We start from the raw sequence: 19857 nt of genomic DNA on the forward strand, positions 1-19857 counted from the left end.
TTTTTATTCGGATACTTATCGGCCTTCCGGGTTGGGCGGCGGCCGTGGGGTGCGGCGAGATGGCGTGAGGTCGACGTCTTTCGCGGCGCTGGGGCGATTTATATCCGATAAAAATCGACTTTTGAAGCGATATTTCTCTATCGCGGCATTGAATCCGATAAAAAGACAGATAAATATCGGACTTAAAGCTGTGGGCGATAAGCTTCAAGCCGCAAGCGAAAGCGGCTCTTGCTTGCAGCTTGAGGCTTGCCGCTTACAGCTGCCGTTTTCCTATAGCTGCCGTTTAGGCAGGAAGGGCGGCAGATACAGCGACAGATAGGCATCGAACACCCGCATCCCTTCCTCGGCCAGGCGCGGTTCTATGCGCCCGTGGCGTTGCACCGAGAGGGCGTAGACGCGGTCGCCCAGTTCCATGGCCAGGCTGAACACTTCGATGTCCCGGGGCAGTTCGGGCAGGTGGAAGTGGTGGTCGAACAGGGCCTGCATGGAGCGGCCCAGCTCCATGTCGTGCTGGCGGTCGGCGAGGGTCACCTCGGCCAGGCCGTGGCTGGCGAGGATCAGCTGGCGCGCCGCGGCGTCGCCGGCGTAGACGGCGAGCATGCGCTCCTCCACCAGCCGCGAGAGGTCGCGCCAGTCGCGCAGGGCGTCGTGGTCCACCGGCGCCGCCAGGCAGGCGCGGAAGGCGGCGTGGACCTCGCCGGTCAGCGCCTGCAGCAGCGCCGGCACGCTGGGGAAGAAGTGGTAGACCGAGGACGGCGGTATGTCCGCCCGCTCCGCCACGGCGTAGATCGACAGGCCGGCGGTGCCGTCTTCGGCGAGCAGCGCGCGGGCGGCGTCGAGGATGCTGGCGATGCGCGCCTGGCTGCTGGCGCGGGGCTTGCGGGAGCTGGTGGGGGCGGGCATGGGGTTCTCCAGGCATGAGCGGGCTATTGGACGCCAGCTCATGCGTCCGGAGCAAGTTCGCGGCCCCTGGCGCGCGCCGCGCCGCTGGCCGTCAGTGGTCGGCCAGCAGCTTGTCCCAGGTTTCCTTGAACACCGGCGCGGTCTTCTCCGGGGCGGTTTCCAGGGCGAACAGGCGGCGCTTGGTCTCCTGGTCCGGGTACAGGCCCGGCTGCTGGCGCAGCTCGGCGTCGAGGAAGGCCGCGGCGTCGACGTTGGCGTTCGGGTAGAGGGTGGCGGCGGTGACCTGGGCGGCGACCTTCGGCTGCAGCATGAAGTCGATGAAGCGCAGGGCCAGGTCTGGATGCTGGGCGCTGCTGGGCACCACCAGGTTGTCGATGAACAGCACCGAGCCCTCCTGCGGCACCATGAAGTGCACCGGCTGCCCGGCGCGGGCCGCATGCAGGGCGTCGCCGACCCAGGCCATGGCCACGCACAGCTTGCCGTCGTTGAGGTCCTGGATGTAGCGCTCGCTGTCGATGTAGCGCAGGTTCGGGCGCAGCGCCTGGAGCACCTGGCCGGCGCGGCGGATTTGCGTCGGCGCGCTGCGGGCGAAGTTGCGCCCCTGGTAGTTCATCAGCACCGAGAAGGTCTCGTCGGGCGCGTCCAGCAGGCTCAGCCCGCAGCTCTTCAGGCGCGTGCTGTATTGCGGGTCGAACAGCAGGCTCCAGCTGTCCGGCACCGGCCCGCCCAGGGCCTTCTCGGCCTGCGGCTGGTTCACCGCCAGGCCCACGGCGCCCCACAGGTAGGGCACGGCGTGGCGGTTGTCGGGGTCGACGGCGGCCAGCTTGCTCATCAGTTGCGGGTCGAGGTGGCTGCGGTTGGGCAGGCGGGTGAAGTCCAGCGGCTGGATCAGCTTGTCCTTGATCAGCTGCGGCAGGTCGTTGTGGGAGGGGACGGCGACGTCGATCTTCTCGCCGGAGCGCAGCGCCTGCTTGAGTTCTTCGGCGGTGCTGTAGGTGTGGTATTCGACGCGGACGCCGCTGGCCTTCTCGAAGTCCTTGAGCGCTTCCGGGGCGATGTAGTCGTTCCAGTTGTAGACGCGGATGACGTCCTCGGCCTGGACGAACAGCGGGCAGAGCAGCAGCAACAGCGGGGCGAGCAGGCGTGGCATTGGCATTCTCCCTATGTCAAGGCACAGCATGGACGGCCGGCGGCCATCCCGGGGGCTTGGTTGCAGCGTGGTGCGGCAGAGCAGGGTACGGCGGGGCGCCCGCCCGGCGGGCAGGGCGGTCAGACGAACGCCGGCGCGGGGCCGGCGTCGCCTGGGGTGTTGCTTATACGGTGTGCAGGTACCAGTTGTACTCGAGGTCGGAGATCGAATACTCGAACTCCTGCATCTCGTGTTCCTTGCACGCGACGAAGATGTCGATGTACTCGGGGCTGATGTACTTGTTCATCACGTCGCTGTCGTCCAGCTCGCGCAGGGCATCGCGCAGGTTGTTCGGCAGGCTCTGCTCCAGCTGATCGTAGGCGTTGCCTTCGATCGGCGCGCCCGGCTCGACCTTGTTGACCAGGCCGTGGTGGACGCCGGCGAGGACCGCGGCCAGCAGCAGGTAGGGGTTGGCGTCGGCACCGGCCACGCGGTGTTCCAGGCGCACCGCTTCCGGCGCGCCGGTGGGCACGCGCAGCGCCACGGTGCGGTTGTCCAGGCCCCAGCTCGGCGCGTTCGGCACGAAGAAGGCCGAGCCGAAGCGGCGGTAGGAGTTGACGTTCGGGCAGAGGAAGGCCATGGAGGCGGGCAGGGTCTCGAGCACACCGCCGATCGCGTGACGCAACGCGGCGTTCTGCTCGGGATCCTCGCTGGCGAAGATGTTCTTGCCATCCTTGTCCAGCAGCGACACGTGGACGTGCAGACCGTTGCCGGCCTGGCCCGGGTAGGGCTTGGCCATGAAGGTCGAGTCCATTTCATGGTCGTATGCCACGTTCTTGATCAGGCGCTTGAGCAGCACCGCGTAGTCGCAGGCCTTGAGCGCGTCGTTGACGTGGTGGAGGTTGACCTCGAACTGCGCCGGGGCGCTCTCCTTGACGATGGCGTCGGCCGGGATGCCCTGGGCGCGGGCGCCGTCGATGATGTCCTGCAGGCAGTCGGCGTACTCGTCGAGGTCGTCGATGGAGTAGACCTGCACCGATTGCGGACGCTTGCCGGAGATGGGCGAGCGCGGCGGCTGCGGGCGGCCGTTCACGTTCTCCTGGTCGATCAGGTAGAACTCCAGCTCGAAGGCCGCGACGATGGACAGGCCCATGTCGGTGAACTTCTGGACGACCTGGCGCAGTACCTCGCGTGGGTCGGCGAAGAACGGCTCGCCTTCCATTTCATGCATGGTCATCAGCAGTTGCGCGGTCGGACGCTTCTGCCAGGGTTCCATGGCGATGGTGTTGGGGATGGGATAGCAGACACGGTCGGCGTCGCCGATATCCAGGCCCAGGCCGGTGCTTTCAACGGTGGAGCCGGTGATGTCGAGGGCGAACAGCGAGGCGGGGAGGTTGATGCCTTTCTCGTAGACTTTCGGCAGGTTGCTGCGCTCGATGCGCTTGCCGCGAACCACGCCATTCATATCTGCAATAAGGAGGTCGACGAACTGGACCTCGGGGTGTTCCTTCAGGAACTCGGTCGCTTCTGAGAGCGGAACGGCACTCGGGGGTACCGACATGGTGCAACACCTTTATTGTTAAAAATATCAATCATGCGGGGGCTAGGCTGTGAGTCAATCCGAAAGGCCTGTTGATGTCAATAGCGCCACTTCCTGCCCGCTGATGGTGCAAGGTGGCCATTCCTGGGGCATTTCGGCCTGTCTCAGGGGCCGTGAAAGCGTGCTGCCATGGGATGTTCAGAGAGGCGTGTGCAATTTTTTACAGGACTATTGTGTAAAAAAATGAACAGCGCTAAGCTCGGTCGCAACCCATAACACTTACAAGCACGGGTGTCCCATGTCTCGCCTGCCGTTAATCGGCGTGACCGCCTGCGTCAGGCAAGTCGGTCATAAACCCAGCCATACCGTCGGTGACAAATACGTCAGTGCCGTGGTGGCCGGGGCCAATGGTCTACCGCTGATCATTCCAGCCCTGGGCGAATCGCTTGACCAGGACACCTTGCTCTCCAGCCTCGATGGGCTGCTGTTCAGCGGATCACCGTCGAACGTCGAGCCCCATCATTATAGTGGCCCCGAGAGCGATGCAGGCACTTTGCATGACATCGCCCGTGACGCTACTACACTGCCGCTCATTCGCGCTGCGATCGCCGCCGGCGTGCCGTTGCTCGGCATCTGCCGCGGGTTCCAGGAGATCAACGTGGCTCTAGGCGGCACGCTGCACCAGAAGGTGCACGAAACTCCAGGCTTCATGGACCACCGCGAGCCGGCCAACCAGCCGGTCGAGGTGCAGTACGCCCCGCGCCACGTCGTCGACGTGCAGCCGGGCGGCATTCTCGCCGGCATCGGCTTGCCAGCGCAGATCCAGGTCAATTCCATTCATGGCCAAGGCGTTGCACGTCTGGCGCCGGGCCTTCGCGTAGAAGCACTGGCGCCTGACGGGTTGGTCGAGGCCTTCTCCGTAGAAGGCGCCAGGGCCTTCGCCCTCGGTGTGCAGTGGCACCCGGAGTGGCAGGTCCGATCCAATCCCAACTATCTCGCCATCTTCCAGGCATTCGGCAAAGCCTGCGGCAAGAGGGCGGGGCAACGTTGAGTCCGGCGGTTGGGGCCGGGCTCTCAAAACCCTGAGGTCTTTATGACTACCAAGCTAGACCAGCTGACCGGCTGGCTGAAGGAACGCAAGATCACCGAAGTGGAATGCATGATCGCCGACCTGACCGGGATTGCCCGGGGCAAGATCGCGCCGACCAACAAGTTCCTCAACGAGAAGGGCATGCGCCTGCCGGAGTCCGTGCTCCTGCAGACCGTGACCGGTGATTACGTCGAGGACGACATCTACTACGACCTGCTGGACCCGGCCGACATCGATATGGTCTGCCGCCCGGACGAGAATGCCGTGTTCCTCGTCCCCTGGGCCATCGAGCCTACCGCGATGGTCATCCACGACACCTACGACAAGCTCGGCAACCCCATCGAGCTGTCGCCGCGCAACATCCTCAAGCGCGTGCTCAAGCTCTACGCCGACAAGGGCTGGAAGCCGATCGTGGCGCCGGAGATGGAGTTCTACCTGACCAAGCGCAGCGACGACCCCGACTACCCGCTGCAGGCCCCCGTGGGCCGTTCCGGGCGCCAGGAGACCGGCCGCCAGTCCTTCTCCATCGACGCGGCGAACGAATTCGACCCGCTGTTCGAGGACATGTACGACTGGTGCGAGGCCCAGGGCCTGGACCTGGACACGCTGATCCACGAGGAAGGCACCGCGCAGATGGAAATCAACTTCCGTCACGGCGACGCCCTGGACCTGGCCGACCAGATCCTGGTGTTCAAGCGCACCATGCGCGAGGCCGCGCTCAAGCACAACGTGGCCGCGACCTTCATGGCCAAGCCGATGACCGGCGAGCCGGGCAGCGCCATGCACCTGCACCAGAGCATCGTCGACATCAAGACCGGCAAGAACATCTTCTCCAATGCCGACGGCACCATGAGCGAGCTGTTCCTGCACCACGTCGGCGGCCTGCAGCGCTTCATCCCCGAGGCCCTGCCGCTGTTCGCCCCGAACGTCAACTCGTTCCGCCGCTTCCTGCCCGACACCTCGGCGCCGGTGAACGTCGAGTGGGGCGAGGAGAACCGCACCGTGGGCCTGCGCGTGCCGGACTCCAACCCGGAGAACCGCCGCGTGGAAAACCGCCTGGCCGGCGCCGACGCCAACCCCTACCTGGCCCTGGCCGCCAGCCTGCTGTGCGGCTACATCGGCATGGTCGAAGGCATCAAACCCAGTGCCCAGGTCAAGGGCCGCGGCTACGAACGACGTAACCTGCGCCTGCCGCTGACCATCGAGGCGGCACTGGAAACCATGGAAGGCAGCAAGACCCTTGAACAGTACCTGGGCAGCAAGTTCATCCGCGGCTACGTCGCGGTGAAACGCGCCGAGCACGAGAACTTCAAGCGGGTGATCAGTTCCTGGGAGCGGGAGTTCCTCCTGCTGTCCGTCTGATCGGCGTGGGGCCCGGCCCTGCCGGCCGGGCCCCGTGTTCATTACAGAGAGGTTTTACCAAAATGACGAAACAGACCAGCGCCCAGACCCAACACTGGCAGGCGCTCAGCCGCGAACACCACCTGGCTCCGTTCACCGACTACAAGCAGCTGAACGAGAAGGGTGCGCGCATCATCACCAAGGCCGAAGGCGTGTACCTGTGGGACAGCGAGGGCAACAAGATCCTCGATGGCATGGCCGGCCTGTGGTGCATGAACGTCGGCTATGGTCGCAAGGAGCTCGCCGAGGTCGCCTACAAGCAGATGCTCGAGCTGCCCTACTACAACCTGTTCTTCCAGACCGCGCACCCGCCGGCGCTGGAACTGGCCAAGGCCATCGCCGACATCGCCCCCGAAGGCATGAACCACGTGTTCTTCACCGGCTCCGGCTCGGAGTCCAACGACACCGTGCTGCGCATGGTCCGCCACTACTGGTCGATCAAGGGCAAGCCGCAGAAGAAGGTGGTCATCGGCCGCTGGAACGGCTACCACGGCTCCACCGTCGCCGGCGTCAGCCTCGGCGGCATGAAGGCCCTGCACAGCCAGGGCGACCTGCCGATCCCGGGCATCGTGCACATCGCCCAGCCCTACTGGTACGGCGAGGGCGGCGACATGTCGCCGGAAGAATTCGGCGTCTGGGCCGCCGAGCAGTTGGAGAAGAAGATCCTCGAAGTCGGCGAGGAGAACGTCGCCGCCTTCATCGCCGAGCCGATCCAGGGCGCCGGCGGCGTGATCGTTCCGCCGGAGACCTACTGGCCGAAGATCCGCGAAATCCTCGCCAAGTACGAAATCCTGTTCATCGCCGACGAAGTCATCTGCGGCTTCGGCCGTACCGGCGAATGGTTCGGCAGCCAGTACTATGGCAACGCCCCGGACCTGATGCCGATCGCCAAGGGCCTGACTTCCGGCTACATCCCCATGGGCGGCGTAATCGTCCGCGACGAGATCGTCGATACCCTGAATGAGGGTGGCGAGTTCTACCACGGCTTCACTTACTCTGGTCACCCGGTGGCCGCGGCGGTGGCCCTGGAGAATATCCGCATCCTGCGCGAGGAGAAGATCGTCGAGACCGTGAAGGCGGAAACGGCACCTTACTTGCAAAAGCGCTGGCAGGAACTGGCCGACCACCCGCTGGTGGGCGAGGCCCGCGGCGTCGGCATGGTCGGCGCGCTGGAGCTGGTGAAGAACAAGAAGACCCGCGAGCGCTTCGAGAACGGCGTGGGGATGCTGTGCCGCGAGCACTGCTTCCGCAACGGCCTGATCATGCGCGCGGTGGGAGACACTATGATTATTTCGCCGCCGCTGGTCATCACCAAGCCGGAGATCGACGAGTTGATCACCCTGGCGCGCAAGTGCCTCGATCAAACCGCCGCCGTAGCGCTGTCTTGAGTCTTTCACCGGACCTTTGACAGACTGCGCCTGTGCGTTGGCCAGGCTCACCGGGTGGTGAAGGCGGAAAGCCGCCGACGCCACCCGGAACATCAAAAACAATTGGAGCTACCCGCATGTTCAAAACCTTCGGCAAGACCCTGCTCGCCGTGACTCTGGCGGGCGCTGTGGCCGGTATGGCACAGGCCGATGACAAGGTACTGCACGTTTACAACTGGTCCGACTACATCGCCCCGAACACGGTCGACGAGTTCACCAAGGCCACCGGCATCAAGGTCGTCTACGACGTCTACGACAGCAACGAAGTGCTGGAGGCCAAGCTGCTGGCCGGCAAGTCGGGCTACGACGTGGTGGTTCCCTCGAACTCCTTCCTCGCCAAGCAGATCAAGGCCGGCGTCTACCAGCCGCTGGACCGCGACAAGCTGCCGAACTGGAAGAACCTGAACCCGGACATCATGAAGACCCTCGAGGTCAGCGACCCGGGCAACAAGTTCGCCATCCCCTACATGTGGGGCACCATCGGCATCGGCTACAACCCGGACAAGGTCAAGGCCGCCCTGGGCGACGGCGCCCCGGTGGATTCCTGGGACCTGGTGTTCAAGCCCGAGAACATCCAGAAGCTGAAACAGTGCGGCGTGAGCTTCCTCGACTCGCCCACCGAGATGATCCCCGCGGCCCTGCACTACCTGGGCTACAAGCCGGACAGCCAGGATCCCAAGGAAATCAAGGCTGCCGAAGAGCTGTTCCTGAAGATCCGTCCGTACATCACCTACTTCCACTCCTCCAAGTACATCTCGGACCTGGCCAACGGCAACATCTGCGTCGCCATCGGCTACTCGGGCGACATCTACCAGGCCAAGTCCCGCGCCGTGGAAGCCAAGAACAACGTGAAGGTGGCCTACCACATTCCGAAGGAAGGCGCCGGCGCCTTCTTCGACACCGTGGCCATTCCGAAGGACGCCGAGAACCCCGAAGGCGCTCTGAAGTGGATCAACTTCCTGCTCGAGCCGAAGGTGATCGCGGAAATCTCCGATACCGTTTCCTACCCCAACGCCAACTCCGCGGCCACTCCGCTGGTGAACGAGGAAATCCGTAACGACCCGGGCATCTACCCGAGCGACGCGGTCATGAAGAAGCTGTACGCCTTCCCGGACCTGCCGGCGAAGACCCAGCGCCTGATGACCCGCAGCTGGACCACTATCAAGTCCGGCAAGTGACGCCCCGGCCCGGTCGTTCGTCCCGAACGGCCGGGCAGGGCGCAGGGTGGTGGCGGCGCGGTCGCAGGCCCGCCACCGCTCTGCAGGCACGGATCATCTGCAGTGGGATGGCCGTTGGTTGCAGCTAGGGCTGCAGAAGCGCTCGCGCGCGCCACGGAAGGCCCGGACAAGCTGTAAACGCCAACACAAAGAAGCTTCATGACAACAGAGAGGACCGACGTGTGCGCATTCCCTTCCGCAAAACCCTGATCGCCGCCATCTCGACCCTGGGCCTGGGCGCCGCCGTTGCGCAGGCCGAGCCGACCGTCCACGTGTACAACTGGAGCGACTACATCGGCGAGACCACTCTGGCCGATTTCGAGAAGGAAACCGGCATCAAGCCGGTGTACGACGTCTTCGACTCCAACGAAACCCTCGAAGGCAAGCTGCTGGCCGGCCGCACCGGCTACGACATCGTGGTGCCGTCCAACCACTTCCTCGGCCGCCAGATCAAGGCCGGCGCCTTCCAGAAGCTGGACAAGAGCCAGCTGCCGAACTGGAAGAACCTCGACCCGCACCTGATGAAACAACTCGAGGCCAACGACCCGGGCAACCTCTACGGCGTGCCCTACCTGTGGGGCACCAACGGCATCGGCTACAACGTCGACAAGGTCAAGGCCGTGCTCGGCGTCGACAAGATCGACTCCTGGGCCGTGCTCTTCGAGCCCGAGAACATGAAGAAGCTCAGCCAGTGCGGCGTCGCCTTCCTCGATTCGGGCGACGAAATGATGCCGGCCGTGCTCAAATACCTGGGCCTGGACCCCAACAGCACCAACCCGGCCGACTACGAGAAGGCCGAGGCCAAGCTGATGGCGGTTCGCCCCTACGTCACCTACTTCCATTCCTCCAAGTACATCTCGGACCTGGCCAACGGCAACATCTGCGTCGCCGCCGGGTTCTCCGGCGACGTGTTCCAGGCCGCCAACCGCGCCAAGGAAGCCGGCAAGGGTGTGAACATCGCCTATGCGATTCCGAAGGAAGGCGCCAACCTGTGGTTCGACATCCTCGCCATCCCGAAGGATGCGTCGAACCCGAAAGAGGCCCACGCCTTCATCAACTACCTGCTCAAGCCCGAGGTGATCGCCAAGGTCAGCGATTACGTCGGTTACGCCAACCCGAACCCCAAGGCTGGCGAATTCATGGATGAGTCCGTGCGCGACAATCCCGAGGTCTACCCGCCTCAGGAAGTACTCGACAAGCTCTTCGTGCAGCACGAGCTGCCGCCGAAGATCCTGCGCCTCATGACCCGTTCCTGGACCAAGATCAAGTCCGGTAAGTAAGCAATCCAAGTACGCCCGGCCGCGGGGGCCGGGCGTCCAAAAGTTGGGAGTTGTGGTAAATGGCTATAGCCTCCGGTGCCTACAAGAAAGCCCTCGCGGGCGACCAGCAGCCCAAAGAGGTGTTGGTAAAAATCGACCGGGTCACCAAGCAGTTCGACGAAACCCTTGCGGTGGACAGTGTTTCCCTGACCATCAAGAAGGGCGAAATCTTCGCATTGCTCGGCGGTTCCGGTTCCGGTAAATCCACCCTGTTGCGCATGCTGGCCGGCTTCGAGCGGCCGACCGAAGGTCGCATCTTCCTGGATGGCCAGGACATCACCGACCTGCCGCCCTACGAGCGGCCGATCAACATGATGTTCCAGTCCTACGCGCTGTTCCCGCACATGTCGGTTGCGCAGAACATCGCCTTCGGCCTGAAGCAGGACGGCCTGCCCAAGGCCGAGATCGACAGGATCGTCGAGGAAATGCTCAAGCTGGTGCAGATGACCCAGTACGCCAAGCGCAAGCCGCACCAGCTCTCCGGCGGCCAGCGCCAGCGCGTGGCCCTGGCCCGTTCGCTGGCCAAGCGGCCGAAGCTGCTGCTGCTCGACGAGCCCATGGGCGCCCTGGACAAGAAGCTGCGCTCGCAGATGCAGCTGGAACTGGTGGAGATCATCGAGCGCGTGGGCGTGACCTGCGTGATGGTGACCCACGACCAGGAAGAGGCCATGACCATGGCCCAGCGCATCGCCATCATGCACCTGGGCTGCATCGAGCAGATCGGCAGCCCGATGGACATCTACGAGACCCCGGCCAGCCGCCTGATCTGCGAGTTCATCGGCAACGTCAACATGTTCGACGGCCAACTGGTCGAGGACCTGCAGGACCACGCGGTGATCGCCTGCCCGCAGCTGGAAAACCCGATCTACATCGGCCACGGCATCAGCACCCGCGCCGAAGACAAGCGCATCACCTACGCGCTGCGTCCGGAGAAGGTCATGGTCAGCGCGCAGAAGCCGGAAAACCTCGAGCACGAAGGCTTCAACTGGGCCCAGGGCACCGTCTACGACATCGCCTACCTCGGCGGCCACTCGGTGTACTACATCAAGCTGGCCTCGGGGATGATCGTCCAGGCCTTCATGGCCAACGCCGAGCGCCACGTGGCCCGCCCGACCTGGGACCAGCCGGTGTACATCAGCTGGTACGACGACAGCGGTGTGGTGCTGCAATCATGAACATCAGCAAATCGCTCATGAAGCGCCTGCCGCGTGGCCGGCACGCCGTGATCGGTGTGCCGTTCATCTGGCTGTTCCTGTTCTTCCTGCTGCCCTTCGCCATCGTGCTGAAGATCAGCCTGGCGGCAGCGGACGTGGCCATCCCGCCGTACACCGAAGTGTTCCAGTACGCCGACCAGACCCTGCAACTGGTGCTGAACCTCGGCAACTACCTGATGCTGACGGACGACCCGCTCTACATCGACGCCTACCTGGGCTCGCTGAAGATGGCGGCGATCAGCACCTTCCTGTGCCTGCTGATCGGCTACCCGATGGCCTACGCCATCGCCCGCGCCAGCAAGGAAATGCAGACCGTGCTGCTGCTGCTGATCATGATGCCGACCTGGACGGCGATCCTGATCCGCGTGTACGCCTGGATGGGCATCCTCTCCAACAACGGCCTGCTCAACGGCTTCCTGATGTGGCTGGGGGTGATCAACGAACCGCTGACCATCCTCAACACCAACCTGGCGGTGTACATCGGTATCGTCTACTCGTACCTGCCGTTCATGGTGATGCCGCTGTACGCCAACCTGGTGAAGCACGACATGAGCCTGCTGGAGGCCGCCTCCGACCTGGGCGCGCGCAACTTCACCAGCTTCTGGAAGATCACCGTGCCGCTGTCGAAGAACGGCATCATCGCCGGCTGCATGCTGGTGTTCATCCCGGCAGTGGGCGAGTTCGTCATCCCGGAACTGCTCGGCGGCCCCGAGACGCTGATGATCGGCAAGGTGCTGTGGCAGGAGTTCTTCAACAACCGTGACTGGCCGGTGGCGTCCGCCCTGGCGGTGGTCATGCTGGCGATCCTCATCGTGCCCATCATCCTGTTCAACAAGAACCAAGCCAAAGAACTGGAGGGCAAGGTATGAACAAGCGTTGGTCCTTCTCCAACATCATGCTTGTCCTCGGCCTGCTGTTCATCTACGTGCCGATGGTCATCCTGGTCATCTACTCGTTCAACGGCTCCAAGCTGGTGACCGTGTGGGGCGGCTGGTCGGTGAAGTGGTACGTCGGCCTGCTGGACAACACCCAACTGATCAGCTCGGTGTTCCGCTCCCTGGAAATCGCCGTGTACACGGCGGTCTCCTCGGTGATCCTGGGCACCCTGGCGGCCTTCGTGCTGACGCGTATCCCGCGTTTCCGCGGCCGCACGCTGTTCGGCGGCATGGTCACCGCGCCGCTGGTCATGCCCGAGGTGATCACCGGTCTGTCGCTGCTGCTGCTGTTCGTGGCCATGGCCCAGTTGATCGGCTGGCCGCAGGAGCGCGGCATCGTCACCATCTGGATCGCCCACACCAGCTTCTGCTCGTCCTACGTGGCGGTGGTGGTGTCGGCGCGCCTGCGCGAGCTGGACCTGTCCATCGAGGAAGCGGCCATGGACCTGGGCGCCAAGCCCTGGAAAGTGTTCCTGCTGATCACCATCCCGATGATCGCGCCTTCGCTGGCGGCCGGCGGCATGATGTCCTTCGCCCTGTCGCTGGACGACCTGGTGCTGGCCAGCTTCGTCTCCGGCCCCGGTTCCACCACCCTGCCGATGGAAGTGTTCTCCGCCGTGCGCCTGGGCGTGAAGCCGGAGATCAACGCGGTGGCCAGCCTGATCCTGCTGACCGTCTCGCTGTTCACCTTCTTCGCCTGGTACTTCACCCGCCAGGCCGAGGAGCGCCGCAAGCGTGCCGTCCAGGAGGCCATGGAAGCCACGGCCACCGACTGGCAGAAAGGTTCGCCGGCCACCGTCTGAGGTCGTCTTGTCGGCCGGCTGCAGCCGGTGCCTGCGAAAACCATGGGCCACCTTCGGGTGGCCCATGTTTTTGGGGGAGACGGACATATGCCGAAGGGCAAGAAGAGTCGGTCTTCTCAGAAGAATCTGACAGCTAATCGCCGCAACTTCCCTGCATTTGCCAACTACTATTCAGTGTGTCCGTTGGCGGTTGCCGGCTATTCCCCGCAGCTTGGTCGGCCTCCGTGATCCCGGGCAATTTGCCAGTGCTTTCCACAGCACCCAGGCGGGAGGTGGCGCCCAATACAACACCCCAATAGTTATCCCTAGGGGGAATAACGCGCCAGGGAGCTTCGGCGCCTCCCGCAGTCCCTTCTCACGGAAACGACGAACCCCGCAGCATGCGGGGTTCGTCGTTTCTGGCGCGGCCTAGCGTGCCTGCGGCGCCAGCCTGAGCAGTCCGTGGCTGTTGGCGGCGACCTCGTCGGGCGCGAAATGCTCGGCGTGGTAGCGGCCTTCGACGTAGTCCTCGGCCTGGTCCTTGTAGTGCGCATCGAAGAGCACGCCGCTCTGGCCCACCGGGTTGATGCCCAGGGCGTGGGTGGGGTCGGCGAAGTCCACCAGGCGCCGCGTCGAGGGCCCGTAGGTGACGGCCCAGGGCGCCGGGCCGATGGGCGCCGAGAGGTTGTTGGGCACCTCGTGGCCGCCCGGCGCGGCGAAGGGGCCGATGTTGAACAGGCGGTCCAGCGGCTTCTGCATGCCCAGCGGGTGCACGTGGGTGAGGGTGTGCGCCGCGCCCCATTGCCAACTGGCCGGGTCCTCGCCGAAGGTGTCGCGCAGGTGCTTCAGGCTGGCCTGCCAGGCGGCCTTGACGATGTCCGCGCGGCTTTCCTTCTGCGCCGTGGCGCGGTCGTCCCACCAGGGCGAAGCGTCGTCGGCGGCCAGCCGCGGCAGGGCGCTGTCGAGCGCCCGGGTGCTCAGCAGGGTGTTGAAGAAGGCGTCGCCCATTTCGTCGTGCATGGCGCCGTAGGCCAGTTGGTAGAGGAACTGGCTGAACAGGGTGGCGGCCAGCGAATCCAGCGGGTAGTCGCCCTTCCAGGCCGCCAGCTGCTCCACCAGCGCCTTCTCCTGCTCGCCGCTCGCCACCTGGCGCAGGCTCGGCAGCAGCGGCGCCAGGGTGCGCGGGCCGTAGTCGGTGCCGGTGTCCAGTTGCAGCGCCTGGCTGTTCTGCAGGTCCCACTTCACCGAGGCGTCGGCCAGGTGCCGGTCCAGGCGCTGGCCGCGGTCGGCCAGGTTGTAGTAGCCGGGCACCGGCCGGCCATTGGCGGGCACCGGCTGGAAGTTGGCCGAGACGATGTAGCCGCGCGCCGGGTTCTCTTCGTGGGGGTTCTCGACGAAGGGGTAGAAGCCGTCCTTGTCCGCCGCGGCGGTGCTGCCGTCGAGGATGAAGTTCGGATCGACGCCGGCCGGGCGCTTCGGCAGTTGCGCCGAGGCCCACCAGGCGATGTCGCCGCGGGCGTTGGCCCAGACCACGTTGAGCCCCGGCGCGTGGATCTGCGCGGCGGCGGCGCGGGCCTTGTCCAGGGTGTCGGCGCGGTCGAGGTGGTAGAAGGCGTCCAGCAGCGGGTTCTCGGTCTGCAGGAAGCCCCACCACATGGCGATGGGCGTCTTGCCCGAGGCGGCGCCCAGGGCGTCGTTGACGATCGGCCCGTGGGGCGAGCTGCGCAGCACCAGCTTGACCGGCGCCTGGCCCTTCACCGCGATGCTCTGCTCCTCGCGCGCGAGGTCCACCCACTGGCCGTGGTACCAGACCTGCTCGGGGTTGGCCGGGTTGGTCTTCTCGGCCACCAGGTCCATGTCGTCGTTCTGGAACATGGTCAGGCTCCAGCCGAAGTCCTTGTTGTGGCCGAGCATGGCGAAGGGCACCAGGGCCTGGTGGTGGCCGTAGAGTTCGAAGCCGGGGGCGCTGAGCTGCGCCTCGTACCACACCGAGGGCGCGGCGAAGCGGATGTGCGGATCGCCAGCCAGCAGCGGCCTGCCGCTGCGCGTGCGGCTGCCGGAGACCACCCAGGCGTTGCTGCCCTCGTACTGCGGCAGGCCGGCGGCTTCCAGGGCCTGCTGGCTGATCTGCGCCAGGGCGCCGAGGTCCTTCCAGTCGCCGGCGGCCAGCGCGGTGGAGCGCTGCAGCACGCCCTCGGGGTGCCAGGCCAGGTCGAAGGCCTTCAGGTAGCCGGCGCCCAGGTCGTCGCGGATGTAGGTGAGCACCGGCTCGGTGCGCAGGGCCACGGCGAAGCTGTAGGCCAGGTAGCCGGACACGGCGAGGGTGTCCTCCACCGTGAAGGGCCGCTTGGGAATGCCCAGCACGTCGAATTCCAGCGGCTTCGGGTGGCTGGCCTGGTACTGGTTGATGCCGTCCAGGTAGGCCTCCAGGGCCTTCCAGGCCGGCGACTGCCGGTCCTGGCGGGCGGCGTACTCGGCGGCATGGTCGCGCAGGCGCAGGGTGCGGAACAGGCGGTCGGTGTCCACCAGCTTGGGCCCCAGCACCTCGGCCAGCTCGCCCTTGGCCAGGCGGCGCAGCATCTCCATCTGGAACAGCCGGTCCTGGGCGTGCACGTAGCCCAGGGCGTGGTACAGGTCGCTTTCGTTCTGCGCACGGATGTGCGGCACGCCACGCTCGTCGTAGCGCACCTCGACCTCGGCCTGCAGCCCGGGCAGCCCCGCCAGGCCGTCGCGGGTCGGCTGCTTGCCATGCAGGTACCAGGCGCCCCCGGCGGCAGCGGCCGCCACCAGCACGGCAAGAACGGTCAACGTACGTTTCATGTAGCGGCTCTCCTTGTTGTTCTGGGCGGATTCTGCGCATTCGCGCCGGGCGCTTTCATTGACCAAACGCGCGCAAGCTGCAAGTCTTCGGTCAAAAGGAGGCTGCATGTCCCTCGCCAGCGCGCCACTCACCCATTCGGCCACCCTGCGCCGCCTGCTCTACGAGGCGCTTACCAACCTGGGGCTGGAGCCGGCGCGCATCTACCGCCAGGCGCTGCGGCGCGTGCGCCTGGCGCCGGTGAGCGCCGACGGCCGCCTGCTGCACGACGAGGTGCCGCTGTTCTGGGCGGCGCTGCCGGAGCTGAGCGGTGACGTGGACATCGGCCTGCACCTGGCCGAGGCTATGAAGCCGCGCCTGCTCGACGTGGTCGGCTACCTGCTGCTGGCCAGCCGCGACCTGGAGCAGGCGCTGCACAGCTTCCTGCGCTTCCAGCACATCCTCTCCGGCGGCCTGGCCGCGCAGCTGCGCGAGGAGGGCGAGCAGGCGCGGCTGGTCCTCGACATCCACTACCGCGACTGCCCGCCGCTGCGCCAGCAGATGGAATGCCTGCTGCTGCTGTTCATCAAGCTGCTGAAGGCGGTCAGCGACGACGAGTTCGCCTGTTCCGCCATCGAGTTCCGCCATGCCGCGCCACGGCGCCTGGCCGAGCACCGCCGGCTGTTCGGGCTGACGCCGCGGTTCGCCTGCGCACACGACGCCCTGCTGTTCCCGCGAGCCCTGCTGCGGCGCCCGTCGCGCACGGCCAACGCCGCCTTGCACGGCGTGCTCACCCGCTATGCGGAGGAAGAACTGCAGCGCCTGCAGGAGAACGACCTGCTCAACCGCCTGCGCTATCTGCTGGCCCATCGCCTGGGCCGCGAACCCTGCACCTTGCAGGCCTGCGCCGAGCTGCTGGGCCTGCCGGCCAGCGCCTTGCAGCGCAGCCTGGCCGGGCAGGGCAGCGGCTTTCGCGAGCTGCACGAGGAAGTGCGCCGCCAGCGCGCCACCGAGCGGCTGGCCGAAGGCGTGGCCATCCGCGAAGTGGCGCGGACCTGCGGCTTCGCCGAGCTGTCGCCGTTCTATCGCGCCTTCCGGCGCTGGTTCGGGGTGCCGCCGGAGGTGTACCGGCGGCGTTTGCAGGAGATGGCGCAGGCGCACTGAGGCGTCCCGCGCCGGGCTCATTCGGCCAGCGGGATCTCGCTGGCCATGTCCAGCAGGGCCATGGCGTCGAGCTGCGTCTCGATCTGCAGGAAGCGCATGGCGCGGGTCGGCGAGACGGCCTTGGCCATGCGCGCGATGTAGCGGTTGCGCAGGTCCAGGCGCAGTTGCTGGAGCTTCTCGGCGCGCTTGAGCAGGGCGCTGGCGTCTTTGTCGGAGACCTTGCCGGTGTTGTAGGACTTGGCGTAGTCGAGGATCAGCGCCAGGTGCTGCTTGCTCAGCTTCTCGGCCTCGCTGCGGTAGGTGTTGTAGATCGGCCAGAACGCCTCGCCTTCCTTGCCGGTGAGGTTCATGTTGGCTTCGACGATGCGTTTGCGCTTGTAGTCGATGTCGGCCAGGCGGTTGTCGATCTCCGCCTTGTGCTCGGACATCACCTGGTCGGGGCTGGGCGCCTGGTCGTCGGCGCCGGCCAGCAGCGGCAGGCTGAGCAGGGCGCACAGGGCGAGGGTGGGGCGTAGCGGCATGGGAGGCTCCTTGTAGTCGCGCGCCGGCCCTTCATGGGCCGGCTCCGGCTAGTGTAGATGCTGGCGCCCGGCTGTCCGCCCGCCAGGGGCAATAGCAGCCTTGGGCGAGGCTCTGGGTGGACTGCACCGGGCGGCCGTCGATCAGCGCCTGCAGCACCGGTTCGATGAAGCTGTTGGCCGAGCTGCACACCGCGCCCTCGCTGTAGGGGCCGAAATAGGCCAGGCGGCCCTGGCGGTCCCAGATGGCCACCGCCGGGCTCGCCGGCAGCGCCTCGGCGCCAGGCGGCGTGGCCAATGGCCGCAGGGCCTGCAGGGTGGTGGGCAACTGGCCGTGGCTGCCGGGCTTTTGCACGGCGAAGAACTGCACGCCAAGCGGGGCGAAGCGCGCCAGCAACTCGGCGAGGTGCTGCTGGTTGCCGACGTTGCACGGGCAGGCCGGGTCCCAGAAATGCACCAGGCGGATGGCGCCGGGGCCGGCCAGTTCGGCCGGCAGCTGCAGGCCGGCGCCGCTGAACAGCGTCGGCTGCGCGTCGAAGGGGCGGATGTAGCGCTGCTGGAACCACTGGTAGGCGCCCAGCAGCATGGCGGCGAGCAGCGCGGCCAGGCAGGCGAGGATGAGCGTGCGGCGGGCAGGCATGGCGAATCCCGGTAAGATAGCCCCCAAGAGTGCCATGCCGTCGCTTGTGGCAGAACCGCCCGGATGCCGCCGGGCGCTCTTCCCAGCGTCACCGGAAACCGCGGAAAACCCCGATGCCAGAAGCCTTCCAGCCCGATCTGCTGCGCCAGCGCCTGCGACCCCTGACCGCAGCCGAACGCGACGCCCAGGTCCTCGCCTACCAGTCCTTCTACGGGCTCGACCTGGCGGCCCGCTACCCGGGCCTGGAAAGCCGCCTGGGCTACTTCGAGTGCGCCGGCTACCGCATCGCCGCGCAGCTGTGGCGCCCGCCCCTGGCCCGCGGCAGCCTGCTGCTGCTGCACGGCTACTACGACCACATGGGGCTCTATGGCCACGTCATCGACTGGGCGCTGGACCTGGGCCTGGCGGTGATCGCCTGCGACCTGCCGGGCCACGGCCTGTCCAACGGCGCGGCGGCCAGCATCAACGACTTCGCCGAGTACCAGGCGGTGCTTGCCGGCCTGCTGGACGCGGCGGCGCAGCTGGACCTGCCGCAGCCCTGGCACCTTTTCGGGCAGAGCACCGGCGGCGCCATCCTGCTGGACTACCTGCTCACCGGCGCGCCGCGCCCGGAGCTGGGCCACACCCTGCTGCTGGCGCCGCTGGTGCGGCCGCGCGCCTGGGGCTGGTCGAAGCTCAGCTACCAACTGCTGCGGCCCTTCGTCGACTCCATCCCGCGCAAGTTCACCGACAACTCCAACGACGCCGGCTTCCTCGCCTTCCTCCGCGATCGCGACCCGCTGCAGCCGCGCATCCTGCCCACCGCCTGGGTGGGCGCGCTGGCGCGCTGGATTCCGCACATCGAGGGCGCGCCGCCCAGCGCGCGCAACCTGCTGGTGGTGCAGGGCGACGCCGACGAGACGGTGGATTGGCGCTACAACCTGAGGGTGCTGGAGGAGAAGTTCGAGCGCATCGAGTGCCTGCTGCTCACCGGCGCGCGGCACCACCTGGCCAACGAGAGCGAGGCGCTGCGCCGGCGCTACTTCGATTTCCTCGGCGAGCGCCTGAGCTAGTTCGAGGGGGCGGAAGCCAGCCCGGCCTTCACCGCGGCCAGGGCCGCCTGGTAGTAGGCCTGGCCGGCGGGCGACTCGGCGAAGTCGGCGAACTGCTGCAGCTCGGCGTCGGAGAGCCCGCGGTAGACGTACAGCAGGGTGTTGTCGAGGTCGGCGCCGATCTGCTGCACGACGTTCTGCCGCTGCCCTTCGAGCAGCCCCTGGCCCTGGCCGAGCAGGCCGGGGAGCATCTGGCTGAGGCTGTCGGCGGCCACGCTGGCCAGCGCCATGCTGACCTCGGCGCCGGCCTCGCTGGCGGGCAGGGCCCGGCTCAGGCGCTGGGCCAGCTGCTGGCGCTGCGGCGTGGCCTGCTGGCGCGGCAGGCCGTTGGCGTACTGGGCGAGCTGGTCGCTGCGGGTGGCGAGGGTTTCCGCGGCGGCGATCTTGCGCCCCAGGGGCGATTCGAAGAAGGCCAGCGCCGGGCCGCTGTCCGCCAGGTTCCGGCGCAGGCCGGCCAGCGCCCGGGCGTCGATCTGCGCCGGGGCGAAGCGCTGGTCGCTGTTGTTCACCAGGGCCTGGTACAGCGCCGGCGGCAGGTTGGCCTGGTAGCGCTTCTGCGCGGCGTGCAGGGCATCGTTGAAGTGCGCGCGTTGTTCCGGCCAGCCGGCGGCCTGGTAGAGGCGCTGGTAATCGTCGGCCAGTACGGGTAGGCCCAGCATCAGCAGGGCAAGGGCAAGCAGTGCACGCAAA

At 66.4% G+C, this 19857-nt stretch carries 17 protein-coding genes; 10 read left to right on the top strand and 7 right to left on the bottom strand.

Annotation, left to right across the window (positions count from 1 at the left end; translation table 11 throughout):
• Nucleotides 1-270 precede the first annotated feature (270 nt).
• The 3 genes from RN02_RS24100 to RN02_RS24110 all read right to left on the bottom strand — a co-directional run bounded on the left by RN02_RS24100 (nt 271) and on the right by RN02_RS24110 (nt 3593).
• Nucleotides 271-903 (bottom strand): TetR/AcrR family transcriptional regulator, encoded by a 633-nt coding sequence (locus RN02_RS24100; protein ID WP_009614000.1) that lies wholly within the window; start codon nt 901-903, stop codon nt 271-273.
• A gap of 91 nt (nt 904-994) precedes the next feature.
• Entirely contained in the window at nt 995-2053 is a 1059-nt protein-coding gene (locus tag RN02_RS24105; RefSeq protein ID WP_043317429.1) for a polyamine ABC transporter substrate-binding protein, read from the bottom strand.
• A 163-nt stretch (nt 2054-2216) separates the two neighbouring features.
• The gene (locus RN02_RS24110) at nt 2217-3593 is read right to left on the bottom strand and encodes a glutamine synthetase family protein (RefSeq protein ID WP_009613998.1); all 1377 of its coding nucleotides are present in this window, start codon (nt 3591-3593) and stop codon (nt 2217-2219) included.
• A 277-nt stretch (nt 3594-3870) separates the two neighbouring features.
• Here RN02_RS24110 and RN02_RS24115 point away from each other — a divergent pair, with 277 nt between their 5' ends.
• From RN02_RS24115 to RN02_RS24150, 8 genes are all read left to right on the top strand, one after another.
• Nucleotides 3871-4623 (top strand): gamma-glutamyl-gamma-aminobutyrate hydrolase family protein, encoded by a 753-nt coding sequence (locus tag RN02_RS24115; RefSeq protein WP_043317431.1) that lies wholly within the window; start codon nt 3871-3873, stop codon nt 4621-4623.
• Nucleotides 4624-4665: 42 nt separating this feature from the next.
• On the top strand, nt 4666-6024 hold the full coding sequence (locus tag RN02_RS24120; protein WP_009613996.1) for a glutamine synthetase family protein: 1359 nt from the start codon (nt 4666-4668) through the stop codon (nt 6022-6024).
• Between the two features lie 62 nt (nt 6025-6086).
• Entirely contained in the window at nt 6087-7451 is a 1365-nt protein-coding gene (locus RN02_RS24125) for an aspartate aminotransferase family protein (RefSeq protein ID WP_043317433.1), read from the top strand.
• Between the two features lie 116 nt (nt 7452-7567).
• On the top strand, nt 7568-8668 hold the full coding sequence (locus RN02_RS24130) for a polyamine ABC transporter substrate-binding protein (protein WP_009613994.1): 1101 nt from the start codon (nt 7568-7570) through the stop codon (nt 8666-8668).
• A gap of 245 nt (nt 8669-8913) precedes the next feature.
• Complete coding sequence (locus tag RN02_RS24135) at nt 8914-9987, top strand: polyamine ABC transporter substrate-binding protein (RefSeq protein WP_178132450.1); 1074 nt, start codon at nt 8914-8916, stop codon at nt 9985-9987.
• 59 nt (nt 9988-10046) lie between these two features.
• The gene (locus tag RN02_RS24140) at nt 10047-11201 is read left to right on the top strand and encodes an ABC transporter ATP-binding protein (RefSeq protein ID WP_043317435.1); all 1155 of its coding nucleotides are present in this window, start codon (nt 10047-10049) and stop codon (nt 11199-11201) included.
• 26 nt (nt 11202-11227) lie between these two features.
• Nucleotides 11228-12109, top strand: coding sequence for an ABC transporter permease subunit (locus RN02_RS24145; RefSeq protein ID WP_173427895.1), 882 nt, complete (start codon nt 11228-11230; stop codon nt 12107-12109).
• Nucleotides 12106-12978 carry an ABC transporter permease subunit gene (locus RN02_RS24150; RefSeq protein ID WP_009613985.1) on the top strand — a complete coding sequence of 291 codons (873 nt, stop codon included), beginning with the start codon at nt 12106-12108 and terminating at the stop codon, nt 12976-12978. The genes RN02_RS24145 and RN02_RS24150 overlap by 4 nt, the downstream gene beginning before the upstream one ends.
• A gap of 408 nt (nt 12979-13386) precedes the next feature.
• On the opposite strand, the gene RN02_RS24155 is transcribed toward RN02_RS24150, so the two are convergent.
• Nucleotides 13387-15777, bottom strand: coding sequence for a penicillin acylase family protein (locus RN02_RS24155; RefSeq protein WP_043317437.1), 2391 nt, complete (start codon nt 15775-15777; stop codon nt 13387-13389).
• 106 nt (nt 15778-15883) lie between these two features.
• Between RN02_RS24155 and RN02_RS24160 the strand changes: the two genes are divergently transcribed.
• Nucleotides 15884-16918: an AraC family transcriptional regulator gene (locus tag RN02_RS24160; protein ID WP_043317439.1), complete on the top strand. Its 1035-nt coding sequence runs from the start codon at nt 15884-15886 to the stop codon at nt 16916-16918.
• Between the two features lie 17 nt (nt 16919-16935).
• Here RN02_RS24160 and RN02_RS24165 read toward each other — a convergent pair whose 3' ends face one another.
• Entirely contained in the window at nt 16936-17439 is a 504-nt protein-coding gene (locus tag RN02_RS24165; protein ID WP_043317441.1) for a hypothetical protein, read from the bottom strand.
• A 31-nt stretch (nt 17440-17470) separates the two neighbouring features.
• Nucleotides 17471-18112, bottom strand: a complete 642-nt coding sequence (locus RN02_RS24170) for a DUF6436 domain-containing protein (RefSeq protein ID WP_052267830.1) — start codon at nt 18110-18112, stop codon at nt 17471-17473.
• A gap of 77 nt (nt 18113-18189) precedes the next feature.
• Here RN02_RS24170 and RN02_RS24175 point away from each other — a divergent pair, with 77 nt between their 5' ends.
• A complete protein-coding gene (locus tag RN02_RS24175; protein ID WP_043317445.1) occupies nt 18190-19128 on the top strand; it encodes an alpha/beta hydrolase in 939 nt (312 codons plus the stop codon).
• Here the strand turns inward: RN02_RS24175 and RN02_RS24180 are convergent.
• On the bottom strand, nt 19125-19856 hold the full coding sequence (locus RN02_RS24180; protein ID WP_043268232.1) for a DUF2059 domain-containing protein: 732 nt from the start codon (nt 19854-19856) through the stop codon (nt 19125-19127). The two genes, RN02_RS24175 and RN02_RS24180, sit on opposite strands and share 4 nt — an antisense overlap.
• Nucleotide 19857 lies beyond the last annotated feature (1 nt).

The organism is Pseudomonas sp. PI1 (genome assembly GCF_000812405.1).
Taxonomy (GTDB): Bacteria; Pseudomonadota; Gammaproteobacteria; order Pseudomonadales; family Pseudomonadaceae; genus Pseudomonas; species Pseudomonas citronellolis.